The sequence below is a fragment of the Methylobacterium iners genome, assembly GCF_022179305.1.
Lineage (GTDB): Bacteria > Pseudomonadota > Alphaproteobacteria > Rhizobiales > Beijerinckiaceae > Methylobacterium > Methylobacterium iners.
In genome coordinates, this window is sequence record NZ_BPQP01000049.1 from 65785 (window position 1) to 90842 (window position 25058).

27 protein-coding genes are annotated in these 25058 nt (G+C 69.5%); 14 read left to right on the forward strand and 13 right to left on the reverse strand.

The features are described 5' to 3' along the window. The first annotated feature begins 113 nt into the window (after positions 1–113). The 3 genes from dapA (at position 114) to MFF55_RS15920 (ending at position 2132) form a co-directional block, all read left to right on the forward strand. Positions 114–1013: a 4-hydroxy-tetrahydrodipicolinate synthase gene (gene dapA, locus MFF55_RS15910; protein WP_238245077.1), complete on the forward strand. Its 900-nt coding sequence runs from the start codon at positions 114–116 to the stop codon at positions 1011–1013. 77 nt (positions 1014–1090) lie between these two features. After that, the gene (smpB, locus tag MFF55_RS15915; protein WP_238245078.1) at positions 1091–1564 is read left to right on the forward strand and encodes an SsrA-binding protein SmpB; all 474 of its coding nucleotides are present in this window, start codon (positions 1091–1093) and stop codon (positions 1562–1564) included. Positions 1565–1568: 4 nt separating this feature from the next. Further along, entirely contained in the window at positions 1569–2132 is a 564-nt protein-coding gene (locus tag MFF55_RS15920) for a peroxiredoxin (RefSeq protein ID WP_238245079.1), read from the forward strand. A 4-nt stretch (positions 2133–2136) separates the two neighbouring features. On the opposite strand, the gene MFF55_RS15925 is transcribed toward MFF55_RS15920, so the two are convergent. The 5 genes from MFF55_RS15925 to MFF55_RS15945 all read right to left on the reverse strand — a co-directional run bounded on the left by MFF55_RS15925 (position 2137) and on the right by MFF55_RS15945 (position 7891). Next, positions 2137–2790: a LabA-like NYN domain-containing protein gene (locus MFF55_RS15925; protein ID WP_238245080.1), complete on the reverse strand. Its 654-nt coding sequence runs from the start codon at positions 2788–2790 to the stop codon at positions 2137–2139. 334 nt (positions 2791–3124) lie between these two features. Beyond that, positions 3125–3715: an orotate phosphoribosyltransferase gene (pyrE, locus tag MFF55_RS15930; protein WP_238245081.1), complete on the reverse strand. Its 591-nt coding sequence runs from the start codon at positions 3713–3715 to the stop codon at positions 3125–3127. 70 nt (positions 3716–3785) lie between these two features. Then, complete coding sequence (locus MFF55_RS15935) at positions 3786–6014, reverse strand: RelA/SpoT family protein (RefSeq protein WP_238245082.1); 2229 nt, start codon at positions 6012–6014, stop codon at positions 3786–3788. A 174-nt stretch (positions 6015–6188) separates the two neighbouring features. Then, positions 6189–6599 carry a DNA-directed RNA polymerase subunit omega gene (gene rpoZ / locus MFF55_RS15940; RefSeq protein ID WP_238245083.1) on the reverse strand — a complete coding sequence of 137 codons (411 nt, stop codon included), beginning with the start codon at positions 6597–6599 and terminating at the stop codon, positions 6189–6191. Positions 6600–6703: 104 nt separating this feature from the next. Further along, a complete protein-coding gene (locus MFF55_RS15945) occupies positions 6704–7891 on the reverse strand; it encodes an MFS transporter (RefSeq protein ID WP_238245084.1) in 1188 nt (395 codons plus the stop codon). Positions 7892–8203: 312 nt separating this feature from the next. Here MFF55_RS15945 and fabD point away from each other — a divergent pair, with 312 nt between their 5' ends. The 7 genes from fabD (at position 8204) to gmk (ending at position 14920) form a co-directional block, all read left to right on the forward strand. Then, positions 8204–9145: an ACP S-malonyltransferase gene (gene fabD / locus MFF55_RS15950; protein WP_238245085.1), complete on the forward strand. Its 942-nt coding sequence runs from the start codon at positions 8204–8206 to the stop codon at positions 9143–9145. Positions 9146–9175: 30 nt separating this feature from the next. Beyond that, positions 9176–9916 carry a 3-oxoacyl-[acyl-carrier-protein] reductase gene (gene fabG, locus MFF55_RS15955; protein WP_238245086.1) on the forward strand — a complete coding sequence of 247 codons (741 nt, stop codon included), beginning with the start codon at positions 9176–9178 and terminating at the stop codon, positions 9914–9916. A 256-nt stretch (positions 9917–10172) separates the two neighbouring features. Further along, complete coding sequence (locus MFF55_RS15960; RefSeq protein ID WP_018044468.1) at positions 10173–10409, forward strand: acyl carrier protein; 237 nt, start codon at positions 10173–10175, stop codon at positions 10407–10409. 86 nt (positions 10410–10495) lie between these two features. Next, positions 10496–11752 (forward strand): beta-ketoacyl-ACP synthase II, encoded by a 1257-nt coding sequence (gene fabF / locus MFF55_RS15965; protein WP_238245087.1) that lies wholly within the window; start codon positions 10496–10498, stop codon positions 11750–11752. Between the two features lie 257 nt (positions 11753–12009). Next, positions 12010–13383, forward strand: coding sequence for an endolytic transglycosylase MltG (mltG, locus tag MFF55_RS15970; RefSeq protein WP_238245088.1), 1374 nt, complete (start codon positions 12010–12012; stop codon positions 13381–13383). After that, positions 13380–14258, forward strand: a complete 879-nt coding sequence (locus MFF55_RS15975) for a YicC/YloC family endoribonuclease (protein WP_238245089.1) — start codon at positions 13380–13382, stop codon at positions 14256–14258. Before mltG ends, MFF55_RS15975 begins: the two co-directional genes overlap by 4 nt. A gap of 14 nt (positions 14259–14272) precedes the next feature. Continuing rightward, positions 14273–14920 (forward strand): guanylate kinase, encoded by a 648-nt coding sequence (gmk, locus tag MFF55_RS15980; protein WP_238245090.1) that lies wholly within the window; start codon positions 14273–14275, stop codon positions 14918–14920. A gap of 36 nt (positions 14921–14956) precedes the next feature. Here gmk and MFF55_RS15985 read toward each other — a convergent pair whose 3' ends face one another. Beyond that, the gene (locus MFF55_RS15985; RefSeq protein ID WP_238245091.1) at positions 14957–15409 is read right to left on the reverse strand and encodes a DUF3617 domain-containing protein; all 453 of its coding nucleotides are present in this window, start codon (positions 15407–15409) and stop codon (positions 14957–14959) included. Positions 15410–15491: 82 nt separating this feature from the next. Next, the gene (locus MFF55_RS15990; RefSeq protein ID WP_238245092.1) at positions 15492–15791 is read right to left on the reverse strand and encodes a tetratricopeptide repeat protein; all 300 of its coding nucleotides are present in this window, start codon (positions 15789–15791) and stop codon (positions 15492–15494) included. Positions 15792–15999: 208 nt separating this feature from the next. Here MFF55_RS15990 and MFF55_RS15995 point away from each other — a divergent pair, with 208 nt between their 5' ends. Further along, a complete protein-coding gene (locus tag MFF55_RS15995; RefSeq protein WP_238245093.1) occupies positions 16000–16806 on the forward strand; it encodes an SDR family NAD(P)-dependent oxidoreductase in 807 nt (268 codons plus the stop codon). A 26-nt stretch (positions 16807–16832) separates the two neighbouring features. Next, positions 16833–18239 carry a dihydrolipoyl dehydrogenase gene (locus MFF55_RS16000; RefSeq protein WP_238245094.1) on the forward strand — a complete coding sequence of 469 codons (1407 nt, stop codon included), beginning with the start codon at positions 16833–16835 and terminating at the stop codon, positions 18237–18239. Between the two features lie 8 nt (positions 18240–18247). Here the strand turns inward: MFF55_RS16000 and MFF55_RS16005 are convergent, their stop codons facing one another. Both MFF55_RS16005 and MFF55_RS16010 read right to left on the reverse strand, forming a co-directional pair. After that, positions 18248–19291, reverse strand: coding sequence for a lysylphosphatidylglycerol synthase domain-containing protein (locus MFF55_RS16005; protein WP_238245095.1), 1044 nt, complete (start codon positions 19289–19291; stop codon positions 18248–18250). Positions 19292–19365: 74 nt separating this feature from the next. After that, complete coding sequence (locus MFF55_RS16010) at positions 19366–19722, reverse strand: YuzB family protein (RefSeq protein WP_238245096.1); 357 nt, start codon at positions 19720–19722, stop codon at positions 19366–19368. Positions 19723–19943: 221 nt separating this feature from the next. Here MFF55_RS16010 and MFF55_RS16015 point away from each other — a divergent pair, with 221 nt between their 5' ends. After that, complete coding sequence (locus MFF55_RS16015; RefSeq protein ID WP_238245097.1) at positions 19944–21251, forward strand: KpsE/RkpR family capsule polysaccharide export protein; 1308 nt, start codon at positions 19944–19946, stop codon at positions 21249–21251. Between the two features lie 13 nt (positions 21252–21264). Further along, entirely contained in the window at positions 21265–21537 is a 273-nt protein-coding gene (locus MFF55_RS16020) for a hypothetical protein (protein WP_238245098.1), read from the forward strand. A 33-nt stretch (positions 21538–21570) separates the two neighbouring features. On the opposite strand, the gene flbD is transcribed toward MFF55_RS16020, so the two are convergent. The 4 genes from flbD to fliG all read right to left on the reverse strand — a co-directional run bounded on the left by flbD (position 21571) and on the right by fliG (position 25020). Continuing rightward, positions 21571–22935 carry a sigma-54-dependent transcriptional regulator FlbD gene (gene flbD, locus MFF55_RS16025; protein WP_238245099.1) on the reverse strand — a complete coding sequence of 455 codons (1365 nt, stop codon included), beginning with the start codon at positions 22933–22935 and terminating at the stop codon, positions 21571–21573. Between the two features lie 89 nt (positions 22936–23024). Further along, positions 23025–23369 carry a flagellar motor switch protein FliN gene (gene fliN, locus MFF55_RS16030; RefSeq protein WP_238245100.1) on the reverse strand — a complete coding sequence of 115 codons (345 nt, stop codon included), beginning with the start codon at positions 23367–23369 and terminating at the stop codon, positions 23025–23027. Positions 23370–23386: 17 nt separating this feature from the next. Continuing rightward, positions 23387–23977: a FliH/SctL family protein gene (locus tag MFF55_RS16035; protein ID WP_238245101.1), complete on the reverse strand. Its 591-nt coding sequence runs from the start codon at positions 23975–23977 to the stop codon at positions 23387–23389. Beyond that, positions 23974–25020 (reverse strand): flagellar motor switch protein FliG, encoded by a 1047-nt coding sequence (fliG, locus tag MFF55_RS16040; protein ID WP_238245102.1) that lies wholly within the window; start codon positions 25018–25020, stop codon positions 23974–23976. The genes MFF55_RS16035 and fliG overlap by 4 nt, the downstream gene beginning before the upstream one ends. Between the last annotated feature and the right edge of the window lie 38 nt (positions 25021–25058).

Consider the following 25058-nt stretch of genomic DNA (forward strand, 5'->3'; position numbering starts at 1 on the left):
AAGTCATTAACCCTGGCGCCGAAGCGTTTGCACCGCCCCGGCCGAGCGCCTATGTCTGCGCGCCTTCGCCGGACGCCCGGCGCCCAGAGAGACCGACGGCCGGGAACGCCAGGATGACCGACACACAGACCCGCCGCCTTCGGGGAGCGATGACCGCGCTCGCAACGCCCTTCCGCGACGGCGCCTTCGACGAGGCCGCGTTCCGCGCCTTCGTGAACTGGCAGATCAACCAGGGCATCCACGGCCTGGTGCCGACGGGGACGACCGGCGAGAGCCCGACGCTCAGCCATGCCGAGCACGACCGCGTGGTCGAGGTGTGCATCGAGGTGGCCGCCGGCCGGGTGCCGGTGATCGCGGGCGCCGGCTCGAACTCGACCGCCGAGGCCGTCGAGCGTTCGCGGCACGCGGAGGAGGCCGGCGCCGATGCCGTGCTCGTCGTCACGCCCTACTACAACAAGCCGACGCAGGACGGGCTCTACGCGCATTTCAAGGCCGTCAACGACGCCGTCGGCATCCGGATCATCATCTACAACATCCCCGGCCGCTCCATCGTCGACATGAGCGTCGAGACGATGGCGCGCCTGTACGAGCTGAAGAACATCGCCGGCGTGAAGGACGCCACGGCCAAGCTCGACCGTGTCAGCCTGCAACGCCAAGCCATGGGCGAAGATTTCGTCCAGCTTTCAGGCGAAGATGCGACGGCGCTCGGCTTTAATGCGCATGGCGGCTGCGGCTGCATCTCGGTCGTGTCCAATGTCGCGCCGCGTCTCTGCGCGGACCTGCAGGAGGCGACATTGTCCGGCGACTACGCCAAGGCGCTGCAGCTTCAGGATCGACTGATGCCGCTGCACACGAGCCTGTTCATCGAGACCAATCCCTCGCCGGTGAAGTACGCGCTCGCCCGGCTCGGCCTCATGACCGAGGACGTGCGGCTGCCGCTCCTGGCGGTCAGCGATTCCACCAAGGCGACGGTCGACGCCGCGCTGCGGCACGCGGGGCTGCTCGAGGGCTGAGGCCTCTCGTGTCTGCGCCCCCGGCGAACCATATATCCTGAGCCGGCCCAGAAGCGCCGGCCCGAACCGGCGATGAGATGGCCCCGAAACCCGAACCTTCCCGCCGCATCGTCGCCGACAACCGCGCCGCCCGGTACCATTACGAGATCTCGGACACCCTCGAGGCGGGCATCGCGCTCACCGGCACCGAGGTGAAGTCCCTGCGCACCGGCAAGGCGACGATCGGCGAGGCCTATGCGGGCCCGTCGGGAGACGATCTCATGCTGTTCAACGCCTACATCCCCGAATATCTCGAAGCCAACCGCTTCAACCACGACACGAAGCGGCCGCGCCGCCTGCTCCTGCACCGCCGCCAGATCGACAAGCTGATCGGGGCGACGCAGCGGGAGGGCTACACGGTCGTGCCGCTGAAGATCTATTTCAACGACCGCGGCCGCGCGAAGGTCGAGCTCGGCCTCGGCCGCGGCAAGAAGCTCCACGACAAGCGCGAGACCTCGAAGCAGCGGGATTGGGACCGCGACCGCGCGCGGATCCTTCGCGACAGGGGATAGGGACATGAATCCGGATTTTGCGAGCCTGCCCGCCGACCTGCCGGCGCCCGTCGACGACGGGGCCGCCGCGCATCTCGAAGGCATGCGCCTGCCGGACGTGTCGCTGCTCGCTACCGACGGGACTCAGGTCACCCTGGCGCACCTGCCCGGCCGCACCATCGTCTACGCCTATCCGCGCACCGGCGAGCCGGGCCAGTCCAATCTCGTGGACCAATGGGACGCGATTCCCGGTGCGCGGGGCTGCACGCCACAGGCCTGCTCGTTCCGCGATCACCATGCCGAACTCGTCCGGCGCGGCGTCGCCCGGGTCTACGGCCTCTCGACCCAGACCAGCGCCTACCAGCGCGAGGCGGCCACCCGCCTGCACCTGCCGTTCCCGCTGCTCTCGGACGTGTCCTGCGCCCTCGCGATGGCCGCACGCCTGCCGACCTTCGAGGCCGGCGGCCTGACACTCCTGAAGCGCCTCACCCTCGTGCTCGATGACGGGCGGGTGACCAAGGCGTTCTACCCCGTCTTCCCGCCCGACCGCAGCGCGGCCGAGGCCGTCGCCTGGCTCGACGCGGCCTGAGGGCTCAGCCCTCCGCCGGATCGTCCGGCTGCCGGATGCCGTAGCGGCTCTCGAGAGCCGGGCTCGGCCGGGCCGGACGCTCGGTGAACTCGCGACGCCCGCCGTTCTCGCCCTGTGCGCGGACCGTGCGCTCACTGGGGTCGCGGCCGATCCGGGCGATGAGCTGGACGAGGTCCAGGAACTCGTCCGCCTGCCGGCGCAGCTCGTCCGAGACCATCGGCGGCTGGGTCTGGATCGTCGAGACGACGGTCACGCGCACGCCGCGCCGCTGCATCGCCTCGACCAGCGAGCGAAAATCGCCGTCGCCGGAGAACAGCACCATGTGGTCGATATAGGGGGCGAGTTCGAGAGCATCGATCGCAAGCTCAATGTCCATGTTGCCCTTGATCTTGCGACGGCCCGAGGAGTCCGTGAACTCCTTGGCCGGCTTCGTCACGACCCGGTAGCCGTTGTAGTCGAGCCAATCGATCAACGGCCGGATGGAGGAATACTCCTGATCCTCGACCATGGCAGTATAGTAGAACGCCCGGATGAGATTTACTCGGATCTGATATTCCTTCAACAATCTCTTGTAATCGATATCGAAACCCAGTGACTTGGTCGCCGCGTAGAGATTGGCGCCGTCGATGAACAGGGCCGTCCGTTGCTGTGCACTCATTCAAATATCCAATACGAACCAGAACTTACGAAATGAAAGACCAACTTGATCCGGAGTGATGTCTCGACGGATTTCGGTGCGACCGATGAGGGCGGTCGCATAATGGATTAGGGTCGCGAGGTTACGATCAGGTGATCAGGCGCAATCGTGTCGTCTTTCGATGAACAAGAGATCGGACCCGAACGAGCGGTTCCGCGCCGCCGCCCTGCAAGGGGCAGCGCTGACAACGGGAAGTGAGAAGAAAAATCGCGTAAAACCCGCGAGTAGATGAAAGTATAGGCCTGCGTGACGGCGGAGGGAAGGGCGTGCGGGCTCCTCCACCTTCCTATTCCCATCAAGCGGTCGGGATCAGCCGGCTGCCGGGCTTGACGGCGGGGAGGGCGGCCAGCTCGGGCGGCAGGGCGTCGGCCGGATAGGCGGGGATGTCCAGGGTGACGAGGGTGACGAGGGGCAAGCCGATCTCGCCGCGTCCGCCGGACCGATCGATCAGGCAGGCTGCGCCGACGATCTCTCCCGCCTCGCCTCTGAGCGAGGCAAGGCATTCGCGCGCCGACAGACCCGTCGTCACGATGTCCTCGACGATGACGGCACGGGTGCCGGCCGGGATGCTGAAGCCCCGGCGCAGGCTGAAGGGTCCGCCGGGATCGCGCTCGACGAAGACCGCCCTGGCGCCGAGGTGGCGGGCGGTCTCGTAGCCCGGCACGATGCCGCCGATCGCAGGCGAGACCACGATGTCGATCCGCCCGAAGCGCTCCGCGATGGACTGGGCCAGGGCGCGGCAGAGGCGCTCGGTGCGCACCGGATCGGAAAAGATCGCCATCTTCTGCAGGAACACGCCGGAATGCAGGCCGGAGCTGAGGACGAAATGGCCTTCGAGCAGCGCGCCGGCGTCGCGGAACTCGGCGAGCACATCGTCAGGACTCATCGCGCTGGCTCCAGGAGGGGATGCGGGCGGTTCTGGCAGGGCAGGGAACGGGAGGCAAGCCGACCGCGCCTCACCCGTTCACCCGGTCCACCCGCGCCACCGCGCGCTTGCCGCGTAGTTCGGCGATGATGGCGGTGAGGTGCTTGAGGTCCCAGACCGAGAGGTCGATCGTGATCTCGGTGAAATCCTGCGTGCGCCGCTTCATCGAGACGTTGTCGATGTTGCCGTCGTGGTCGGCGATGACCTGGGCGATCTGGGCGAGCACGCCGGGCTCGTTGATGGATTGCAGGGCGAGCTTGGCGGGAAAGCGCTCGGTGGTGCCCGCCTCCACGTCCCAGCGCACGTCGAGCCAGCGCGCCGGCTCGTTGTCGAAGGCGGCGAGCGCCGCCGACTGGATCGGGTAGATCGTGACGCCGATTCCGGGCGTCAGGATGCCGACGATGCGGTCACCGGGTACGGCGCCGCCATTGGGCGCGAAGCTGACGGGCAGGTCGTCGTCGAGGCCCCGGATCGGGATAGCCTCGCTGCGCGCGATGTCGCCGTCCGCCCCGCCCGGGAAGGTCAGGCGCATGGTCTGATCCTTCGACAAGGTCAGCCGGCCGGCCCCTGCCGCTCCCAGTTGGGTGGGGCTCGGCGCCGGGGCCGGGCGCCGCTCGTCCTTGAAGTCGGGGTAGACCGCCTTGACCACGTCGCCGGAGAACATCTCGCCGCGCCCGACCGCGGCGAAGACGTCCTCGGTCGAGGCGCGGGCGAGCCGGGGCAGGGCACCGCGCAGCTTGTCCTCGGAGAAGCTTTTGCCGGCGCGCTCGAAGGCCCGATCGAGGATCTGGCGGCCGAGGCCGGCATATTGCCGGCGGACCGCGACGCGGGTGGCGCGGCGGATCGCGGCGCGGGCCTTGCCCGTGACGACGAGGCTCTCCCAGGCCGCCGGCGGCGACTGGCCGTCGGAGCGGGCGATCTCGACCTCGTCGCCGTTGGCGAGCTCGTAGAGGAGCGGCGCCATGCGACCGTTGATCTTGGCGCCCACCGCCGAGTTGCCGACATCCGTATGCACGGCATAGGCGAAGTCGATCGGCGTCGCGCCGCGCGGCAGGGCGATGAGCCGGCCCTTGGGCGTGAAGCAGAAGACCTGGTCCTGGAAGAGCTCGAGCTTGGTGTGCTCCAGGAACTCCTCCGGGCTGTCGCCCTCGGCCAGAAGCTCGATGGTGCGGCGCAGCCACTGATAGGCGCCGCTCTCCGTGGCGAGCTTCGGGTGGATGGCGCCGGCGGCGTCCTTATAATGGGCGTGCGCGGCGATGCCGTACTCGGCGACCTCGTCCATCGTCCGCGTGCGGATCTGCAGCTCGACGCGCTGGCTCTTGGGGCCGATCACGGTGGTGTGGATCGAGCAGTAATCGTTCTGCTTCGGCGTCGAGATGTAGTCCTTGTATCGGCCCGGCACCATCGGCCAGCTCGTGTGGACGACGCCGAGCGCGCCGTAGCAATCGGCCAGTTCCTCGACCACGACGCGGAAGCCGAAGATGTCCGACAACTGCTCGAAGGCGACGGATTTCCGCTCCATCTTCGACCAGATCGAGTAGGGCCGCTTGCGCCGGCCCGTGACCTCGGCGGCGATCCCCTGGGCCGAGAGCTTGGCCATGAGATCCCGCTCGATGCTCTCGACGAGGCGCTCGGACTTCGTCGAGAGATCGGAGAGCCGCTGCGTGATCGTTCCGTAGATCTCGGGCTTCAGGTTGCGGAAGGCGAGGTCTTCCAGCTCCTCGCGCAGCTCCTGCATGCCCATGCGGCCCGCGAGCGGCGCATAGATGTCGAGCGTCTCCTCGGCGATCCGCACCCGCTTCTCCGGCGGCATGTGGTGGAGGGTGCGCATGTTGTGGAGGCGGTCGGCGAGCTTGACCAGCAGCACGCGCACGTCCGCCGCGACCGCGAGCAGGAGCTTGCGGAAGTTCTCGCCCTGGGCCGCCCGCTTCGAGACGAGGTCGAGGCGCTTCAGCTTGGTCAATCCGTCGACCAGCGCGCCGATCTCGGGGCTGAACAGCTCCGAGATCTCGTCGAGGGTCGCGGCCGTGTCCTCGACGGTGTCGTGCAGCACCGCCGCCACGATCGTCGCGTCGTCGAGGCGAAGATCGGTGAGGATCCCGGCGACTTCGAGGGGATGGGCGAAGAACGGGTCGCCCGAGGCCCGCTTCTGGGTGCCATGGGCCCGCATCGCGTAGACGTAGGCGCGGTTGAGCAGGGCCTCGTTCGTGGCGGGGTTGTAGCGCTTGACCCGCTCCACGAGTTCGTACTGGCGCATCATCCGCCAAAACACCCTTTCACGCTCGGCGCCCCGCCTCTTGGGTCGGACTGTCCCGCATCGCGGGCGCAGGCGCCAGACCCACGGCGTCGCAGAGCCGCGAATTCGGGCGCTCCAACGAGAAAACCCGGCGCGGGGGCCGGGTTCTTCGTCGCTCTTCCTTCGATCGCCGACGCCTTACTCGACGTCCTCGTCCGTCTCGGTCGGGGGCGCGAGGTTCTCGAGGCCGCGCAGCAGGTCTTCCTCGCTCATGCGGTCGAACTGCACGGCGCTGTCGTCACTCGACGCCTGGGGCGCGACGGAGGCGGCGGCCGGCGAACTCGACAGGAGCGGCACGGTCTCGGCCTCGGGCTCGTCGACCTCGACGTATTTCTGCATCGAGTGGATGAGCTGCTCCTTGAGGTCGTCGGCCGTGATCGTGGCATCGCCGATCTCGCGCAGGGCGCAGACGGGGTTCTTGTCGCGGTCGCGATCGATCGTCAGGGGAGCGCCTGCGGCGAGCAGGCGGGCGCGGTGGCTCGCGAGCAGCACGAGCTCGAACCGGTTCTCGACCTTGTCGATGCAATCTTCAACGGTGACGCGAGCCATCGCGGGCGGCTCCTTCTCTGAAACGCAAGTCGTCGGGGGCTGAGCGCGCCTCTTACACCGGCCGGCGCGGCGCAACAAGCGGTGGGGTTCCGCGGAGCCGCCGCTCAGCGCCTCCTGACGTAGATCCACAGGGCCCCGACGAGCCCGACATTCAGCAGGGCGAGGCCGGCAAGCAGGCAGAAGGCGACGCCCGCGCCGCCATGCGCCAGCACGAAGGCGCCCAGGAGCGGCGCCAGCGCCTGGGCGACCAGGCCGGGCGCGGCCAGGCGGCCGATCAACGGCCCGTAGCGTTCCGGGCCGAACAGGACGAGGGGCACGGTCCCGCGCGCGATCGAGTAGATCCCGTTGCCGGCCCCGTAGAGGACCAACGCGAGCGCGATCGAGGGAAGGCCGAGTGCCAGCATCGCGATGCCGATGGCGATCAGGCTCATCGCGGCCGTCAAGGTCCAGAGCGGGTGGTGCCGCCCGCGTCCGGCCATTTCGACGAGGCGCGCCGCGACCTGGGAGGGCCCGATGAGCGCGCCGAAGGCCACCGCCGAGGCGAGCGGCACGCCATCCGCCTGGAGCAAGGTCAGGATATGGGCCGAGAGCAGGCTCATGACCGCGCCGCCCAGGACGAGGATGCCGGACATCAGCAGGAACGGCGCCCGCTCCGGCGGCGCGAGGGCGACCGCCGTTCGGGGGCTGCCGTCGCGAGCGGGCGGACACGCCGGAGCCCGGGGAATCAGCAGCAGGATCAGCGGCAGCGACACGGTGATCTGCAGGCCGGCATAGGCGAAACAGGCCCCGCGCCAGCCGACGTGGTTGACGAGGAACGCCGACAGGGGCCAGCTCACGGTGCTCGCGAACCCGCCCCACAGGGTCAGCCTGGTGATGGCCTGCCGGGCCTCGGCGCCGTAGAGCCGGGCGAGCGTCGCGAAGGCCGGATCGTACAGGCCGCAGCCCATGCCGAGGCCGATCAGGAGCCAGCCGGCGAGGAAGATCGGAAGGGACGGGGCAAGACCGAGGAGGACGAGGCCCGTCGCGAGCAGGAGGGCCGAGGCGACGAGCACCGGCCGGCCGCCGTGCTCGCCGATGATGCCCCCGACGCGCGGCGAGGCCAGACCGGCCACGAGCAGGCCGATCGTCAGCCCGCCGAACACCCAGGCGAGCGGCCAGCCCGTCTCCCCGGCGATCGGGGCCGCGAGGACGCCGAGCAGGTAGAAGGACGAGCCCCAGGAGAGGATCTGCACGACGCCGAGCGCCGAGACGACGGCGAGGCGGCTCCTCCCCGCGCCCGCGTCAGCCGGCACGCGGAGCGCCGGGGAGGGCAGGGCTCGCGGCGACCCCGCGCCGGCTTCTCACGATCACCGCTCCTTCCGAAAACACGTTGTCGCTTTGCCGGCTCGGCAAGGGGCGCGTATCGTTGCTGGACGCGTCTGCTTCATCGCGATCTCGCACGCCGATCCTCGATGCACCATCGTTCGGCTCCCGACTTCGAACCGTGTCAACCGGGGCTTGGTTTGTGAAGCGCCGGTCGGACCGAGCCATCGCCCGCGGTTGACACCCGGACGGGGCGGTGCGACTGCGCCGCGCTTATCGTCGCGGGTAATCCAGGGAGCCGAATGAGCCGCGCATTCCTCTTTCCCGGCCAGGGCAGCCAGGCGGTCGGCATGGGCCGGGGGCTCGCCGAGACCTATCCGCAAGCACGGGCCGTCTTCGACGAGGTCGACGCGGCGCTGAGCCAGCCGCTCTCGCGCCTCATGTTCGAGGGGCCGATCGAGGAGCTCACCCTCACGACGAACGCGCAGCCCGCCCTGATGGCGACGAGCCTCGCGGCGCTTCGCGTGCTGGAGGCCGAGCGCGGGCTCGACCTCGCGCGGGACGTCGCCTGCGTCGCGGGCCATTCGCTGGGCGAGTACACGGCGCTCGCCGCGGCCGGAGCCTTCTCCATCACCGACGCCGCCCGCCTGCTGCGCATCCGCGGCGAGGCGATGCAATCGGCCGTAGCGGCGGGGGAGGGCGCCATGGCCGCCCTGATCGGCGCCGAGCCCGAGGTCGCGGCGGCCATCGCCGCGGAGGCCGGCGAGGGTGCGATCTGCGAGGTCGCCAACGACAACGGCGCCGGCCAGGTGGTGCTCTCGGGCGCCAAGGCCGCCGTCGAGCGGGCCGTGGTGATCGCGCAGGGACGCGGCATCAAGCGGGCGGTGATGCTCAATGTCTCCGCCCCCTTCCATTGCAGCCTGATGGCGCCGGCGGCCGAGGCGATGCGCGCGGCGCTCGCTGCGATGCCGCCCCGCGCGCCCGTCGTGCCCGTCTATACGAATGTCGGTGCGGCGCCGGTCTCGGAGCCGGACGCCATCCGCAACGCCCTCGTCGCGCAGGTCACCGGCACCGTGCGCTGGCGCGAGAGCGTCGCCGCCATGGCGGCGGCCGGGGTCGATAGCTTTCACGAGATCGGCGCCGGCAAGGTCCTCACCGGCCTAGTCAAGCGGATCGCGCCAGGCGCCCGGGCCAGTACCGTGGGGACGCCCGACGACGTCGCCGCCTTCCCGGCCCTCGCCTAGACCCTCCCTCCAGCACGAAGGCATCCGCCGATGTTCGATCTGACCGGCCGCAAGGCCCTCGTCACCGGCGCCACCGGCGGTCTGGGCGGCGCCATCGCCCGGGCGCTGCACGCGCAGGGCGCGCATGTCGCCATCTCCGGCACCCGGCGCGAGGCGCTCGATGCGCTCGCCGACGAGCTCGGGGCTGAGCGCGTCCACGTCGTCGAGACGAACCTTTCCGAGCGCGAGGCGGTGGAGGCCCTGGTGCCGACGGCGGAGGCGGCGCTCGGCGGCCTCGACATCCTCGTCAACAATGCCGGCATCACGCGGGACAACCTCTTCCTGCGCATGAAGGACGAGGAATGGGACGCGGTTATCGCGGTCAACCTCACCGCCGCCTTCCGGCTCTCGCGCGCGGCCGTGAAGGGCATGATGCGCCGCCGCTACGGCCGCATCGTCAATATCGGCTCGGTGGTGGGTTCGACAGGCAATCCGGGACAGGTGAACTACGCCGCCGCGAAGGCCGGGCTCGTGGGCATGACGAAGGCGCTCGCGGCCGAGGTCGCCAGCCGCAACCTCACCGTCAATTGCATCGCGCCGGGCTTCATCATCTCGCCGATGACGGACGCCCTCAACGAGAAGCAGCGCGAGGGCATTCTCGGCCGCGTGCCGATGAACCGCCTCGGCACGGGCGCCGAGATCGCGGCGGCGACGGTCTATCTCGCCTCGGACGAGGCCGGCTACGTCACCGGCCAGACGCTGCACGTCAACGGCGGCATGGCGATGTATTGAGGGCGAAGGTTACGCGAAAGACACGCCGCGCGACGCAAGAAAGCACGACGCTGAACGCTTCGTGAACCGGCCCTCGCCAGCGCCGGAACCCTGTGCTACCACCCCGGCTGCCGAGCAAGGGGGGTTGACGGTTCAGCGTGTTGCGGCTTTTCACGACCACGCGCGATCGGACACCGGCCGCTTGAGACGTTCCCGAAGCGGGACAGCGGCCACGGCGCTTCACCAGCAGAACCGAATAGCTTGAGGACCAAGAACGATGAGCGATATCGCTGAGCGCGTGAAGAAGATCGTGGTCGAGCACCTGGGCGTCGAGCCCGAGAAGGTGGTCGAGGGCGCGAACTTCATCGACGACCTCGGCGCCGACAGCCTCGACACCGTCGAGCTCGTGATGGCGTTCGAGGAAGAGTTCAACGTCGAGATCCCGGACGATGCCGCGGAGACCATCCAGACGGTCGGCGATGCCGTGAAGTTCCTCGAGAAGAACTCGGCCTGAGGATCGTCCAAGGCGCCTGGTAAGCGGGGTCGAACGACCCCGCGCGCCGCACGTTACAGATGACAGGACCGGTTCGGGATAACGCGATGCGTCGGGTGGTGGTGACGGGCTTGGGGATGGTGACGCCGCTGGGAAGCGGGGTCGAGGCCACCTGGAGCCGGTTGATCGCCGGCGACAGCGCGGCGACCAAGGTCACGGCGTTCGACGTCGCGGATCTCGCCTGTCGCATCGCCTGCTCGGTGCCGCTGGAGGGCAACAGCGCCTTCAATCCGGATTCCTGGATGGAGCCCAAGGAGCAGCGTAAGGTCGATCCGTTCATCGTCTACGCGATGGCGGCGGCGGGCGAGGCCCTCGACGATGCGGACTGGCACCCCAAGAGCCACGAGGATCAATGCGCCACCGGCGTGATGATCGGCTCCGGCATCGGCGGAATCGGGGGCATCTACGACGCCTCCGTCACGCTCCACGACAAGGGTCCGCGGCGGATCTCGCCCTTCTTCATTCCGGGTCGGATCATCAACCTCGCCTCGGGCCAGGTCTCGATCCAGCATGGGCTGAAGGGTCCGAATCACGCCGTCGTCACAGCCTGCTCGACGGGCTCCCACGCGATTGGCGACGCCGCCCGCCTGATCCAGTTCGGCGATGCCGACGTGATGGTGGCCGGCGGCGCGGAATCCCCCGTGAACCGTCTCGCGCTCGCGGGCTTTGCCGCCTGCCGCGCGCTGTCCACCGGCTTCAATGACGACCCGACCCGTGCCTCGCGACCCTACGACAAGGATCGCGACGGCTTCGTCATGGGCGAGGGCGCCGGCGTCGTGGTGCTCGAGGAGTACGAGCACGCCAAGGCGCGGGGCGCCAAGATCTACGCCGAGGTGATCGGCTACGGCCTCTCGGGCGACGCCTACCACATCACCTCGCCGGCGCCCGATGGCGACGGTGCCTATCGCTGCATGCAGGCCGCCGTGAAGCGAGCGGGCATCGACCCGGGCGAGATCGACTACATCAACGCCCACGGCACCTCGACGCCGATGGGCGACGAGCTCGAGCTCAAGGCCGTCGAGCGCGTGCTGGGCGATGCCGCCTCGCGCGCCGCGATGTCCTCGACGAAGTCGGCGATCGGCCATCTGCTCGGCGCCGCCGGCTCGGTCGAGGCCATCTTCTCGATCCTCGCGATCCGCGACGGCGTGCTGCCGCCCACGCTGAACCTCGACAACCCGTCGGTCGAGACCCCGATCGACCTCGTGCCGCACGAGGCCAAGCGCAAGCGGGTGGATGTCGTGCTGTCGAATTCTTTTGGATTTGGCGGGACGAATGCGAGCTTGGTGATGCGCCGCGTCGCTTGAGACCACGGTTTCGGTCCGGCAAAGAGCGTTTGGCGTCCGAGGCGATTGCCCGTTGTCATTCCGCATCTATAGGCAGAGTGCGGAACGGTCGGCTCGGTGGATCGCAACAGGGCACTGGGTAGCCGCCAAGGCTTCGCCGCCAACGCCTTTTCGCCACAAAATTCAGTACCCTCGCGCCCTCGTCGGGGTACCGGAAGGCGCTTGACGGGTCCGAGGCGGCGCCGCCATGCAGGGCCGTGCGACCGAACAGGATGTCCATGTTCCGTAGACGCAAGAAGCCCGACCCCATCCCGGTGGCGTCCGACGAGCCGGCGCTGCCCAACCGGCTCTCGCCCCGCAGCCCGAGCGAGGCCATCAAGCCGACCGCGGCACCGCCCCCGCCGGAGCGTCCCGAGCGCCGCCGCGGCGGCATGATCGGCACGATCAGCGGACTTCTCACCCTCTTCGTCGTGGCCGCCATCGCCGCCATGATCGGCCTCACCCTGTTCGAGCGTCAGACCCGCGAGCCGGGGCCGCTCGCGGCCGACAAGGTCGTGGTCATCCCGCCCCGCAGTGGTACCAGCGAGATCGCCGAGGCCCTGCAGCGCGAGGGCGTGATCTCCCAGACCGGCTCCTTCGAGATGGCGGCCCGTCTCAGCGGCAAGGCGCTGAAGGCCGGCGAGTACAGCTTCAAGGCGCGTTCCAGCATCAACGAGACCATCGAGGTTCTCGCCACCGGCCGGCAAGTCCAGCACGCCATCACCTTCCCCGAGGGGCTGACGAGCGAGCAGATCGTGATGCGGCTGAACGCCGACGACGTGCTCTCGGGCGAGGTCAACGAGATCCCGCCGGAGGGCTCGCTCCTGCCCGACACCTACAAGTACGAGCGCGGCGCCACCCGCCAGCAGATCCTCAACCTGATGCGCGCCAAGCAGCGCGAGGTGCTCAACCAGATCTGGCTGCGCCGCAACGCCGAGGTGCCGGTGAAGACGCCCGCCGAGATGGTGACGCTGGCCTCCATCGTCGAGAAGGAGACGGGCCGGGCCGACGAGCGGCCCCGCGTCGCCGGCGTCTTCGTCAACCGCCTCAACAAGCGCATGAAGCTGCAATCGGACCCGACCATCGTCTACGGGCTGGTGGGCGGCCGGGGTACCCTGGGGCGCGGCATCCAGCGCTCCGAGATCGAGCGGGCGACGCCCTACAACACCTACGTCATCGAGGGCCTGCCCCCGGGGCCCATCGCCAATCCGGGCCGGGCGGCACTGGAGGCGGTGGCCAACCCCTCGCGGACCAAGGACCTGTTCTTCGTCGCCGACGGCACCGGCGGCCACGCCTTCTCCGAGACCCTGGAGGGCCATGCCCGCAACGTGGCGCGCTGGCGCCAAGTCGAGAAGGCGCGCCAAGCCCCCACGCCGGACGCGAGCACCGGTGCCGTCGACAAGGCCGAACCCCCGGCCGACCCCTCCGCCCCCGGCCGCGCCTCGGCCTACGCCCCGGCCGGTGCCAACTTCGCCCTGGGCGGCGCGGGCGATCCCTCGGGCGCGAAGCCGAAGGCCTTCGACGCCTCCGAGGGCACCAAGCTCGATCCCCTGCGCAACAAGACCTTCGACCTGAACTCGGCGAAGTCGGTGCCGGTGCTGCGGCAGCCATGATCCTCGCCAGCATGACGGGCTTCGCCCGGGCCGCCGGCACCACCGGCCCCGTGCAATGGGCCTGGGAGGTTCGCAGCGTGAATGGGCGCAGCCTCGACGTGCGCCTGCGCGTGCCCAACGGCTTCGATGCGGCGGGCGAGGTGGCGCGCACGGCGCTCCAGCGCACCATCGCGCGCGGCCAGTGCCAGCTCTCGCTCCATCTCACCCGACCGGAGACCCCGGCCCGGGTCCGCATCAACACCGCCCTCCTCTGCGAGCTCGCGGCGGCGGTCGCCCGCGTTCCGGTGCCCGACGGCATGGCGCCGGCCACCCTCGACGGGCTGCTCGGCATCCGCGGCGTCATCGAATCCGAAGAGGAACCCGGCGCCGATCCCGACGCGCTCGCCCGCGACCTCGCGGAGGGCGTCGTCCGCCTCGTCGCCGAGTTGGTCGAGGCGCGCCGCGCGGAGGGGCGCCAGCTGCGCGAGATCATCGAGGGGCAGGTCTCCGCGATGGAGCGGCTGCGACAGGCCGCTGAGGAAAACCCGGCTCGCCAGCCCGAGAGCGTCCGCGCGCGTCTCGCGGCCTCCATCGCCGTGCTCACGGAAGCCGGCGGGCTCGATCCGGCCCGGCTGCACCAGGAGGCGGTGCTGCTCGCCGCCAAGGCCGATGTCCGCGAGGAACTCGACCGGCTCGCCGCCCACCTCGCCAGCGTGCGCGAGCTGCTCACCGCAGGGGGCCCGATCGGGCGCAAGCTCGACTTCCTGGCCCAGGAGCTCGGCCGCGAGGCGAACACGCTGTGCGCCAAGGCCGGCGACGTCACCCTCTCGCGGATCGGACTCGACTTGAAGGCCGTGGTGGAGCAATTCCGCGAGCAGGTTCAGAACGTCGAATAGGTATCAAGGCAACGATGGCGACGATCGGGCGGCGCGGCTTCATCCTGATCCTGTCCTCGCCCTCGGGCGCCGGCAAGACGACCCTGACGCGGGCGGTGGCCGGCGACCCCGCCTGGGGGCTCGACCTCTCGATCTCCGTGACGACGCGCCAGCGACGCCCGTCCGAGATCGACGGCCGTCACTACAACTTCATCGACCGCGAGGCCTTCGACGCCTTGCGCGCCCGCGACGACCTCCTCGAATGGGCGGAGGTGCACGGCAACTTCTACGGCACGCCGCGCCGCCCGGTGGAGCGGGTCCTGGCCGAGGGCCGGGACATGATCTTCGACATCGACTACCAGGGCACGCGCCAGGTCCGGGGCAAGCTCTCGGAGGACGTCGTCACGATCTTCATCCTACCGCCCAGCATGGCCGAGCTGCGCAGCCGGCTCGAGCGCCGCGCCGAGGACTCGCCCGAGACCATCGAGAAGCGCCTCGCCAATGCCCGCGTCGAGATCCAGCGCTGGAACGAGTACGACTACGTCATCGTCAACGACGACCTCCAAAACGCCTTCGACGCGCTCAAGGGCATCCTCACCGCGGAGCGCCTGAAGCGCACCCGGCGCACGGGGCTGACCGGCTTCGTGGACGGCCTGCTGACGGAGGCCGAAGGGAGCGGATAACCAACGCGCCGCACCGGCCTCGGGGGTGCTGACCGCTCACATATCCTTGCCGGGCTTCGCCTGGCCGGGGCACTCGCCGACCCTGCGCATCAGGGTCAGGATCTCCGAGGAATGTTCTGGCCGGCGCGTGATCAACGTCTGATTGGTGCTGCTCACCAGATCCTTGCTGAAGTGGAAGGTGAGGACGATCTTCGAGTCCCGGCAATCCATGGCGAAGGCGAACCCGTCCGCCAGCGAGCGCGTGTCGCTCGGTTTGCAGGCCTTCAGGAACTGCGGCGAGGCCTCATACTGCGCGATCGTCTCGCGGCGAAAGGCGTCGAAATCGGCCGAGGCGATGCAGACCTGGCCGTTCGCGGGCTGATCCTGAAACGCGCTGTTGCGGCTCTCCGTCTCGTAGAGCCCCGGCACGAAGACCGGCTTGGGCGTGAGCAGGGGCGCGGCCTCCTGCGCGAGGGCCGGCGTGCCCAGGAGCGCCGGAAGGAGAGCCATGATCCGCGTCGTTCTCATCGTGCGATCCTTGGAGGCTAAGGGCTGCAGGCGCGGCAAGGTGCGAACCTGCTTGATTGCGGCCTCAATCCTTGACGAGGCCGGCTAGGTCGAGATCCTCGAGCCGCGCCCGCGCCGCGCGATACTCCGGGACCGACGGGTTCTCCTCGACCGCGCGACCATACCAGTAGCGGGCCGCGTGCAACTCGCTCAGCCCTTCGTAGCACTCGCCGATCCGCATGGCCGTGTAGCCTGCGTCCAGTGAGGGATCACCGTCCGCCAACTCGAAATAGACGGCGAGGGCCTCCCGGAAGGCCGCGGATGCCATGTGCCCCTGGCCGGCCTGCTCAAGATGGTTCGGTTCGTAGCGCGGGATCTTCTTCACGGCTCAGGTTCACGCCATTCCTGCGCTTCGTGCAACCGTCGGACGAACGGATTATCGACCAGTTGTCCACTGATCCGCCGCTGCCGTCGGGTTGGATCGCCCCATTGCCGCAGGCGAGGAACGATGCCCAGCCACCAGTGTTGGGCGGTGGTCCGTACGGAGGGCGTCAGCCCCGGGAACGGAGGCACGTTCCGCCGGAGGCAAGCGCATGGATCTCGGCATCAGCGGCCGCGTGGCCGTCATCACCGGCGGCGATTCCGGGATGGGCTACGCCACGGCCGAGTACCTGCTGCGCGAGGACGTGAAGGTCGTCCTGACGGACATCGACCAGGACAAGGTGGGGGAGGCCGCCAAGCGGCTCGCACCGCTCGGTGACGTCCGTGCCGTCCAGGCCGACCTGACCAAGGCCGCGGACGTCCAGCGCCTGAAGGCCTCGGCCTCGACGCTGTTCGGGCAGGCTCCGACGATCCTCGTCGCGGCCGCCGGCATCACCGGCGCCATCGGCGACTTCTTGGAGATCTCGGACGAGGACTGGCTGCACACCCTCGACGCCGACCTGATGACGGCCGTGCGCGTCACCCGCGCCTTCATCCCCGCCATGCGCGAGGCCGGCTGGGGGCGGATCGTGCTGTTCGCCTCGGAGGACGCCGTCCAGCCCTATGTCGAGGAACTGCCCTATTGCGCCTCGAAGGCCGGCATCGTCAGCCTCACCAAGGGGCTGTCCAAGGCCTACGGACCGGACGGAATCCTCGTGAACGTGGTCTCGCCGGCCTTCGTGGCGACGCCAATGACCGACGCCATGATGGAGAAGCGTGCGAAGGAGAACGGCACCTCCTTCGACGAGGCCGTCGCGAGCTTCCTCGACGAGAAGCGCCCCGGCATGGTCCTCAAGCGGCGAGGCCGGCCCGAGGAGGTGGCGGCGGCCGTCGCCTTCCTCTGCTCGGAGCAGGCGAGCTTCATCACCGGCACCAACGTCCGCGTGGACAGCGGCGCCGTCATGACCATCCCGACCTGAGCCGCGGCCGGATGCAGGAGCCTCCGTTGCGTGAGTTGCGCTGCGACGTCGCCGTCATCGGCGCGGGCACGGCCGGCATGGCCGCCTATCGCGCCGCCCGCGAGGCCGGCGCCCGCGCCGTCCTGATCGAGGCGGGCCCGGGCGGGTCGACCTGCGCGCGGGTCGGCTGCATGCCCTCGAAGCTCTTGATCACCGCCGCGAAAGCCGCCCACGACGCCCGCCGGGCCGGGGAATTCGGTGTCGCGACAGGGCCAATCCGCGTCGACGGGGTCGCGACGCTCCAGCGGGTACGGCGCGAGCGGGACCGTTTCGTGGCCGGCGTCCTCTCGGAGTTCGAGAAATTCCCAAACGAGGACCGCGTCAACGGACGCGCCCGCTTCGTCGCGCGAGACATCCTCGTGCTGGAAGACCGCGACACCCGCATCGCGTTCGGCGCGGCGGTGATCGCCGCCGGATCGAGCCCGGCAGTGCCGGAGCTCCTCGCCGGACTCGGCGACCGGGTTCTCACCACGGACACCCTCTTCGAGATCCCCGACCTGCCCCGCTCGCTCGCGGTGATCGGCGGCGGCCCGGTCGGAATCGAGATCGCCCAGGCCATGGCCCGCCTCGGAGTCGCGGTCACCCTTCTCGATGGTGGCCATGCCCTCGCCGGCCTGAGGGATCCCGACCTCGTCGCCCGGGCGAACGCGCTGTTCGCGGCCGAGATGACCCTCCACTTCGGCACCAAGGTGGAACGGGCCGAGAGCGCCGGCGACGGGATCCGCCTGACCTGGGCAGGGAAGGACGGCGCCGGAGGATCGGGGGTCTTCGACCGGGTTCTGGCCGCCGCCGGCCGGCCGCCGAGCCTGCGCGGCCTGGGGCTTGAGGAGGCCGGCCTCAGCCTCGACGAGAAGGGCGGTCCCTGCTTCGATCCCCGGACCCTGATGGGGGAAGGCGCGCCAATCTTCGTTGCGGGCGATGCTGCCGCCTCGCGCCCGGTGCTGCACGAGGCCGCGAGGCAGGGCCGGATCGCAGGCCGCAACGCCGCGGCCCTGGTCCGATCGGGGCCGACCGGCATCGCCACGCCCGCGCCCTGGGTGAACCTCGCCATGGTCTTCACCGATCCGGGCACTGCCGCCGTCGGCGAGACCTACGATCCGGAGCGCGCGGCCGAGCGGGTGGTCGGCGCGGTCGATTTCTCACGTCAGGGCCGCGCCCGGATCATGGACCGCGCCGCCGGTGCCCTGCGGATCTATGCCGACCGCGCGGGTTGCCTGACCGGGGCGGAGATGCTGTGCCCCGAGGCGGAGCATCTCGGCCATCTCCTCGCGATGGCCATACAGGACGGGCAGACGGCGCAGGACCTGCGCGACCGCCCTTTCTACCATCCGACGGTCGAGGAGGGGCTGGTGACGGCCCTCACGCGGATCATCGACGGGCTCGACGCGCGCTGACCGCCAGGTCAGCCGGAACGGCGCGCCTCAAGGTTCTGCCAGACGAGGAGGGCCGGGAGGCCGAGCACCACGTCGGGCACGCGCTTGGCCAGGGACAGCGCGAGCGCGGTGCCGGCATCGATGCCGAACAGGGCGCCGAGGAGGACGAAGCCGCCCTCCTGCACGCCGAGGCCGCTCGGCACGGGGAAGGCCGCCGACTTGATCGCCTGACTCAGGGCCTCGATGACCAGGGCTTCGGCAAAGCCCACGTTCTCGATGCCGATGCAGGCGAGCGCGATCCAGATCTCGACGGCACCGAGCACCCAGGCCGCGAGGTGAAGGACGAAGGATTGAGCGAGGTGGCCGCGGCGGCTCCGGTCCCAGACCCGGTCGAGGGAGGCCTGGACTCCGCCCGAATCCGAACCCGGGGAGCCGCCGTCCCGGACGAAGCGCCGGCCGAGATCCGCGAGGCGGCGCTCGATTCCGCGCAGGGCCCCGGTGCGCTGGAAGGCGAAGAAGGCGGCAAGGACTAGGCCGGTCACGAGGAGGGCCTGGAGCGTCCAGCCGGCGAGCCTCGCGGCCGCCTCGCCCTCGACCCGCGCCAGCAGCGCGACCCCGCCGAGCGCGAACAGCGCCTGCGTGGCGACCTGCATCAGCATGTCGACCAGGATCGAGGCAGCCGCGAGCGTTCCGGCAACGCCCCGGAAGGTGAGCAGGCGCCCCCCGACGAGGTCCCCGCCGACGGAGGCCACGGGCAGGAGCACGTTGATGCCCTCGCGGACGAAGCGCAGGGTGATGAAGGCTCCGGCCTGCGCGGCGCTCAGGCCCTCGAGAATGCGGGCCCAGGCGAGGCCGCAGAGCGCGATGACCGCGGCGCGCACGAGTACGATCGCAACGAGTCCAGGCAAGCCGATCCGGCCGAAGGCCTCCGCGACGGCGCCGAGGTCGTTCGTGGCGACGAGCCAGAGGGCGAGGCCTAGGCCGAGGATCGTGCCGACGAGCGGCAGGCGGCGCAGCACGGCGCGGCCGAACGCAGGCCGGCCGGCATCGGTACGGGGGGTCGGATCGGTCAAGCTTTCGTCCCGCTGCAACACGCCGGGACCTCGCGAAGCGTGTCCATGAACCGGCCCCTCATTCTGCCGATCCCTCAGCCGGCATCACCGCGGGCTATCGCCGGTTTGGGGCTGAAATCGGGGAGGATCGCCTCAACGGCCTCCTCAGGCGTGGAGGCCGGATCGAGAAGAAGGATCCGGCCCCGCTCGACGCTGCCGCCGGTCGCCACCGCGAGCGCCCGCTTCGGGCAAGGTCCGAGGCAACCCGTCTCGATGACCTTGAGCTTCAGGCCGGGCCTCCGGCGGCGAAGGCCGCCCTTGAGCATCCCGCGCAGGGCGCGCTTCGGCAATCCTTGCCGCTTGGCGCATTTCGAGCAGACGAGAACGATTTCCGAGAAGCCTGCCTTGGCCGTGCGCCTCTTCGCTGCGTCAGGTTGGATGCTCTGCGCCACGCGCCTCTCCCCGATGCCGGCGATCAACCTCGCCACCTGCGCGGGTTTCGTCGCACCGGGTCGGCCGCGCAATGCGGCAGATCCGTCATCGGGGCCGAGCTTGGCCGGAGCCGGACGGCGCCTTAAAAAGGGCCGAAAAGCAGACGATTGGCACAACCACTGGCTCTTTGTCCGACGCGGCCACAAGGCGCTCGGGGCAGGGCCTCGGGAACGCGATGCGAATGAACGTTGACGAGGTCAAGCCGACCGACCGGCTGCGCGGGGTCATGGATCTCGCCCGCCGCTCGCTGCCTGATATCCGCCGCAACGCCGAGACCATCCAGCCCCTCACCGACCGCCGCGCGCCCGCCCTCCTGCGCAAGGCCCGCGAGCGCCTCGACTGGACGCGGCTGCCCGGCATTCGCCCGCAATCGACCAAGCCGAAGAATCTCGTCGTCCTGCTGCTGGTGCGGTTCGGCCTGTTCGTCATGCTTCCGACGGCGCTCGTCGGGCTCTACCTGTTCGTCCTCGCCTCCGATCAATACGTCGCCGAGGCACGCTTTGCCGTGCGCGGCAACGTCGAGCCGATGGGCGACGTGGTGCTCGGCGAGTTCAGCTCGCTGATCCAGAAGCACAACAGCCAGGACAGCTTCGTGGTCAAGGAGTACATCGAGAGCCAATCGATGGTCGACGAGGTCGAGAAGGCGATCGGCGTCACGAAGATGTTCTCGCGGCCGGAGGCCGATTTCTGGGCGCGCTGGCAGACCGACGAGCCCATCGAGGAGCTGACGAAGTACTGGCGCAAGCACGTCCAAGCCCGGATCGACGTGGTCTCGGGCATCATCACGCTCACCGTGCGCGCCTTCACGCGCGAAGATGCCCTCCTCATCAGCAAGGAGGTCGTGTCGCGAGCCGAGGCGCTGATCAATCGGATCTCCCGCCGTGCTCAGGAGGACATGATCGTCCACGCGAAGGAGGAGACGCTCAAGACGCAGAAGCGCCTGAAGGAGGCGCATCTCGGGCTGCAGACCTTCCGCAACACCTGGGGCATCATCGACCCCCTGAAGGCCGCGGAATCGACCTCGACGACGTTGATGTCCCTGCGCAGAGACAAGCTGAAGGCGGAGTCCGACCTCCAGATCCTGCGCGGCTCCAACCTCGACGAGAAGTCGCGCAGCATCCAGGTGCTCGTCGCCCAGATCGCGGCGCTGGACAGCCAGATCAAGGTGCTCAAGGACCAGCTGACCTCGGAGGGCGCAGCCAGCTCGGGCGCCAACATGACCCAGGCCCTGCTCGAATACGAAGGGCTCCTGGTCGAGCGCACGATCGCCGAGAAGCTCAACGAATCGGCGAACCTGCTCTACGACAAGGCGCGCATCGCCGCGAGCAAGCAGCACATCTACCTGGCCACCTTCGTGCCGCCGGTCCTGCCCGACGACTCGCTCTATCCGCGCCGCTTCCAGACGCTCGCCGTGGTCTTCCTCTGCTTCTTCGCGGTCTGGAGTTCCGTCTCGCTCGTGGTCGCCGGCATCAACGACCAGCGTCTCTGACCCGTCGCGTCCGATGTCCGAGTTCGCCGACCTCGTCGCCAGCGCCGTCAACCCGTCCATGACCCGCGACGAGCGGGAGGCGGTCTATGCGGTGGTCAAGGAAGCCTTGCAACGGCTTCAGGAGCGCGAAGGATTGGGGGCGGACGACCCTCGCACCGCCCTCCAGCAGCACCTCATCGAGGAGACGATCCGCGACGTGGAGGCCGACATCGCCCGCGTCATCTCGATGGAGAAGCTGGAGCGGGCCTTCGCCGCGCAGAACGCCAGCGACGCGGGTGCAGGGTAGGACCCTCGCCCGCCGAGCGGAGTCGTTCAGGCGTCAGCCGTAGGCCGCCGCGGCCCGCACGCTGCCCGGCTCCGCCACGGTGAGGCCGGCATCGACGTATTCGTTGAGCTTGTTGCGCAGGGTCCGGATCGAGATCCCGAGGATCTTGGCCGCGTGGGTGCGGTTGCCGAGGCAATGGTCGAGCGTATCGAGGATGAGGTCGCACTCGACCTGCGCCACGGTGCGTCCGACGAGGCCGCGGGTCGCCGCCTCCGCCACCTGTGCGGCGCGCTCGACAGGACCCATGGCGTGCCCGATCGCCTCGCCCTCGGGCGTCAGGATCGCGTCCGGCCCGATCTCGGACCCGCTCGCCAGGAGGACCGCCCGGTGCAGGGTGTTCTCCAGTTCGCGCACGTTGCCGCGCCAGGGATTGGCGCGCACGAGCCCTTCCGCCTCGCGGCTGAGCGGCCGGACCGGCAGCCCATTCACCTCGGCGTACTTCCTGGCGAAGTGGCCGGCGAGTTCGAGGATGTCGGCGGGGCGCTCGCGCAGCGCCGGCAGGCGCAGGTGCACGACGTTGAGGCGATAGAACAGGTCCTCGCGAAACGTGCCCTTTCGGACCTCGTCCAGCAGGTTGCGGTTCGAGGTCGCCAGCACCCGGATGTCGACCTTGACCGGCGCGGAGCCGCCGACCCGGTCGATCACCCGCTCCTGCAGGGCGCGCAGCAGCTTCGATTGCAGCCGCACGTCCATCTCCGAGATCTCGTCGAGGAGGAGCGTGCCGCCATTGGCCTCCTCGAAGCGGCCGATCCGGCGCGCGACGGCGCCGGTGAAGGCGCCCTTCTCATGGCCGAACAGCTCGGATTCGAGGAGCGCGTCGGGGATCGCGGCGCAGTTCACGGAGACGAAGGGCTTCGAGGCCCGGTTCGACTTCTGATGGACGTGGCGGGCCAGCACCTCCTTGCCCGTGCCGCTCTCGCCCGTGATCAGGACGGAGGCCTCGGATTTGGCGACCTGCTCGGCGAGCTTGACGACCCGCTCCATTGAGGCGTCCCGCCAGACGAAGGCGCGGCCATCGGCCGAGACGGCCTCGAGAACGGCGGCGATCAACTCCGGATCGGGAGGCAGCGGGATGTATTCCTTGGCCCCCGCCTGGATCGCGGCGACGGCCGCCTTCGCATCGGTGGCGACGCCGCAGGCGACGACCGGCGTGCGGATGCGCTCGTCATCGAGGGCCGTGACGAGGTCGCGGATCGACAACCCGACATCGATCATGATGAGGTCGGCGCCCTTGGCGCGCAGAACGCTGAGCCCCTGCGCGACGCCGTCGGCCTGGGTGACCGCCGCGCCGCGGTTCATGGCGATCTTCGAGGCGGTGATGAGCTCGCCGTTGAGCCGTCCGATGATCAGGAGCCGCATCGTCTGTTCCTCGTGTCACGGGGTCCGGCGCGGAGCCGGCCAATCGGGGTCGATGTCCACCGGAGCACTCGCCCCAGCGGATCCGAAAATCAGTCGTCGCTCTTCACGATCTCGGTCATCGTCACGCCAAGGCGGTCCTCGACGAGGACGACCTCGCCGCGCGCCACGAGGCGGTTGTTGACGAAGATGTCGATGGCCTCGCCGACCTTGCGGTCGAGTTCGAGCACCGCACCGGGAGAGAGCCGCAGCAGATCGCCGATCGGCATGCGCGAAGAGCCGAGCACCGCCGAGACGACGACGGGAACGTCGAAGACCTGTTCGAGGTCGGCCGCGCTCTTCGGCGTCGTCGGCGCGTCGCGGATCGACTCGGTGCCGAGCCCGTCGAACGAGGCGTCGGCGCCGTTGAGCTGGGGCAGGCTGAAATCGTCGGCCATGGTCTCGTCCAGTTGCGTCAGGCGGTGAAGGGGAGGCCGACCGCGTCGAGCACGGCGGCCTCGATGCGGGCGCGGTCGCGCACGACCCCGCCATCGGCCCATTCGAGGCGGGCATCGCCCGGGGGAAGGTCGGGCTCGCCGAGCACCACGAGGCGGCCCTCGAAGCCGCGCTCGCGGGCGAGCCGCTTCACCAGGGCCTCGGTCTCGTCGATGAGGCTGTCATGCACGCGCACGACGAGGTGGGGCACGCCGCGCAGGTGCTGGAGGGCCGAGCGGGCCGCGTCGGTGATGGCCGCGAGGGGCTGGGCGTCGAGGGCGTCGCCCGCGACCTTCCGGGCCAGCGCCACGGCAAAGCTCAGGGCCTGCTCCTCGCGCTCGGCATCGCGGGCGTCCGACTGGCCGATGAGGCCGGCCGCAGAGAGGCCGAGCCGGGTCAGCGCATCGGCCATCCGGGCCGCCGCCTGCGCCTCGGCCTGGGCGCGACCCTCCTGGAGCCCGCGGGCATGGGCCTGCGCCACGGCCTCCGCCATCGCCGCCGCTTCCTTGGCCGTGGCCGCATCATCCCGTTGGCGAAAGTCGGTGTCGAATAGGAAACGGGACGCGTTCAATAGACCAGCTCCTCTTCACCGCTCGACTTAGCGATCATGATCTCGCCCTTCTCGGCGAGATCCTTGGCAAGCTCGGTCATCTTGGACTGGGCCTCGTCGACCTCCTTGAGGCGAATGGGCCCGAGCGATTCCATCTCGTCGCCGATGTTCTTGGCGGCCCGGGTCGACATGTTGCCGAGGAAGAAGCCGCGGACGCGCTCGTCGGCGCCCTTGAGCGCGCGGCAGAGCGTGTCGTTGTCGACCTTGCGCAGCAGGGTCTGCACCGAGCCCGGATCGAGCTTGAGCAGGTCCTCGAAGGTGAACATGAGCTGGCGGATCTTCTTGGCGGCGCCGCGGTTCGCCTGGTCGAGGGCGGAGAGGAAGCGGCCCTCCGTCTGACGGTCGAAGGCGTTGAAGACGTCGGCCATGAGCTCGTGCGCGTCGCGCCGGGTGGTCTGCGCGATGGTCGAGACGAACTCGACGCGCAGGGTCTCCTCGATGTGGCGGAGCGCCTCCTTCTGGACGGTCTCCATGCGCAGCATCCGGTTGAGGACGTCGATGGCGAACTCCTCCGGCAGGATGGTGAGGACCTTGGCGGCATATTCCGCCCGCACCTTGGAGAGCACGACGGCCACCGTCTGCGGGTATTCGTTGCGCAGGAAGGAAGCGAGGATCTCGGGGTCGATCTGGGTCAGGCTCGCCCAGACGCGCTTGCCGGACGCGCCCTTGATCTCGGCCATGATCGAGGAGACCTGCTCGGTCGGGAAGATCTTGAGCAGGAGCGACTCGGTGCGCTCGAAGTTCGAGGTGATGCCGCCGCCCGAGGAGAGCCGCGAGACGAAGTCGACGATCAGCTTCTCGACGGTCTCGGCCTCGAGCGAGCCGAGTTGGACCATCGCGTGGGAGACCTTCTTGACCTCGTCCTCGTCCAGCATCTGCCAGATCGGCGCACCCTCCTGCTCGCCGAGCAGAAGGAGGAGGGCCGCGGCCCGCTCCGGACCGGGCATGGTCGCGAACCCGTTCATCTTTCCGAGTTCGGCGGCGATGTTCAATCCCGAGGCCATGCCTCAACGCTCCTCAACCAAATCAAAATCCGCGCGGG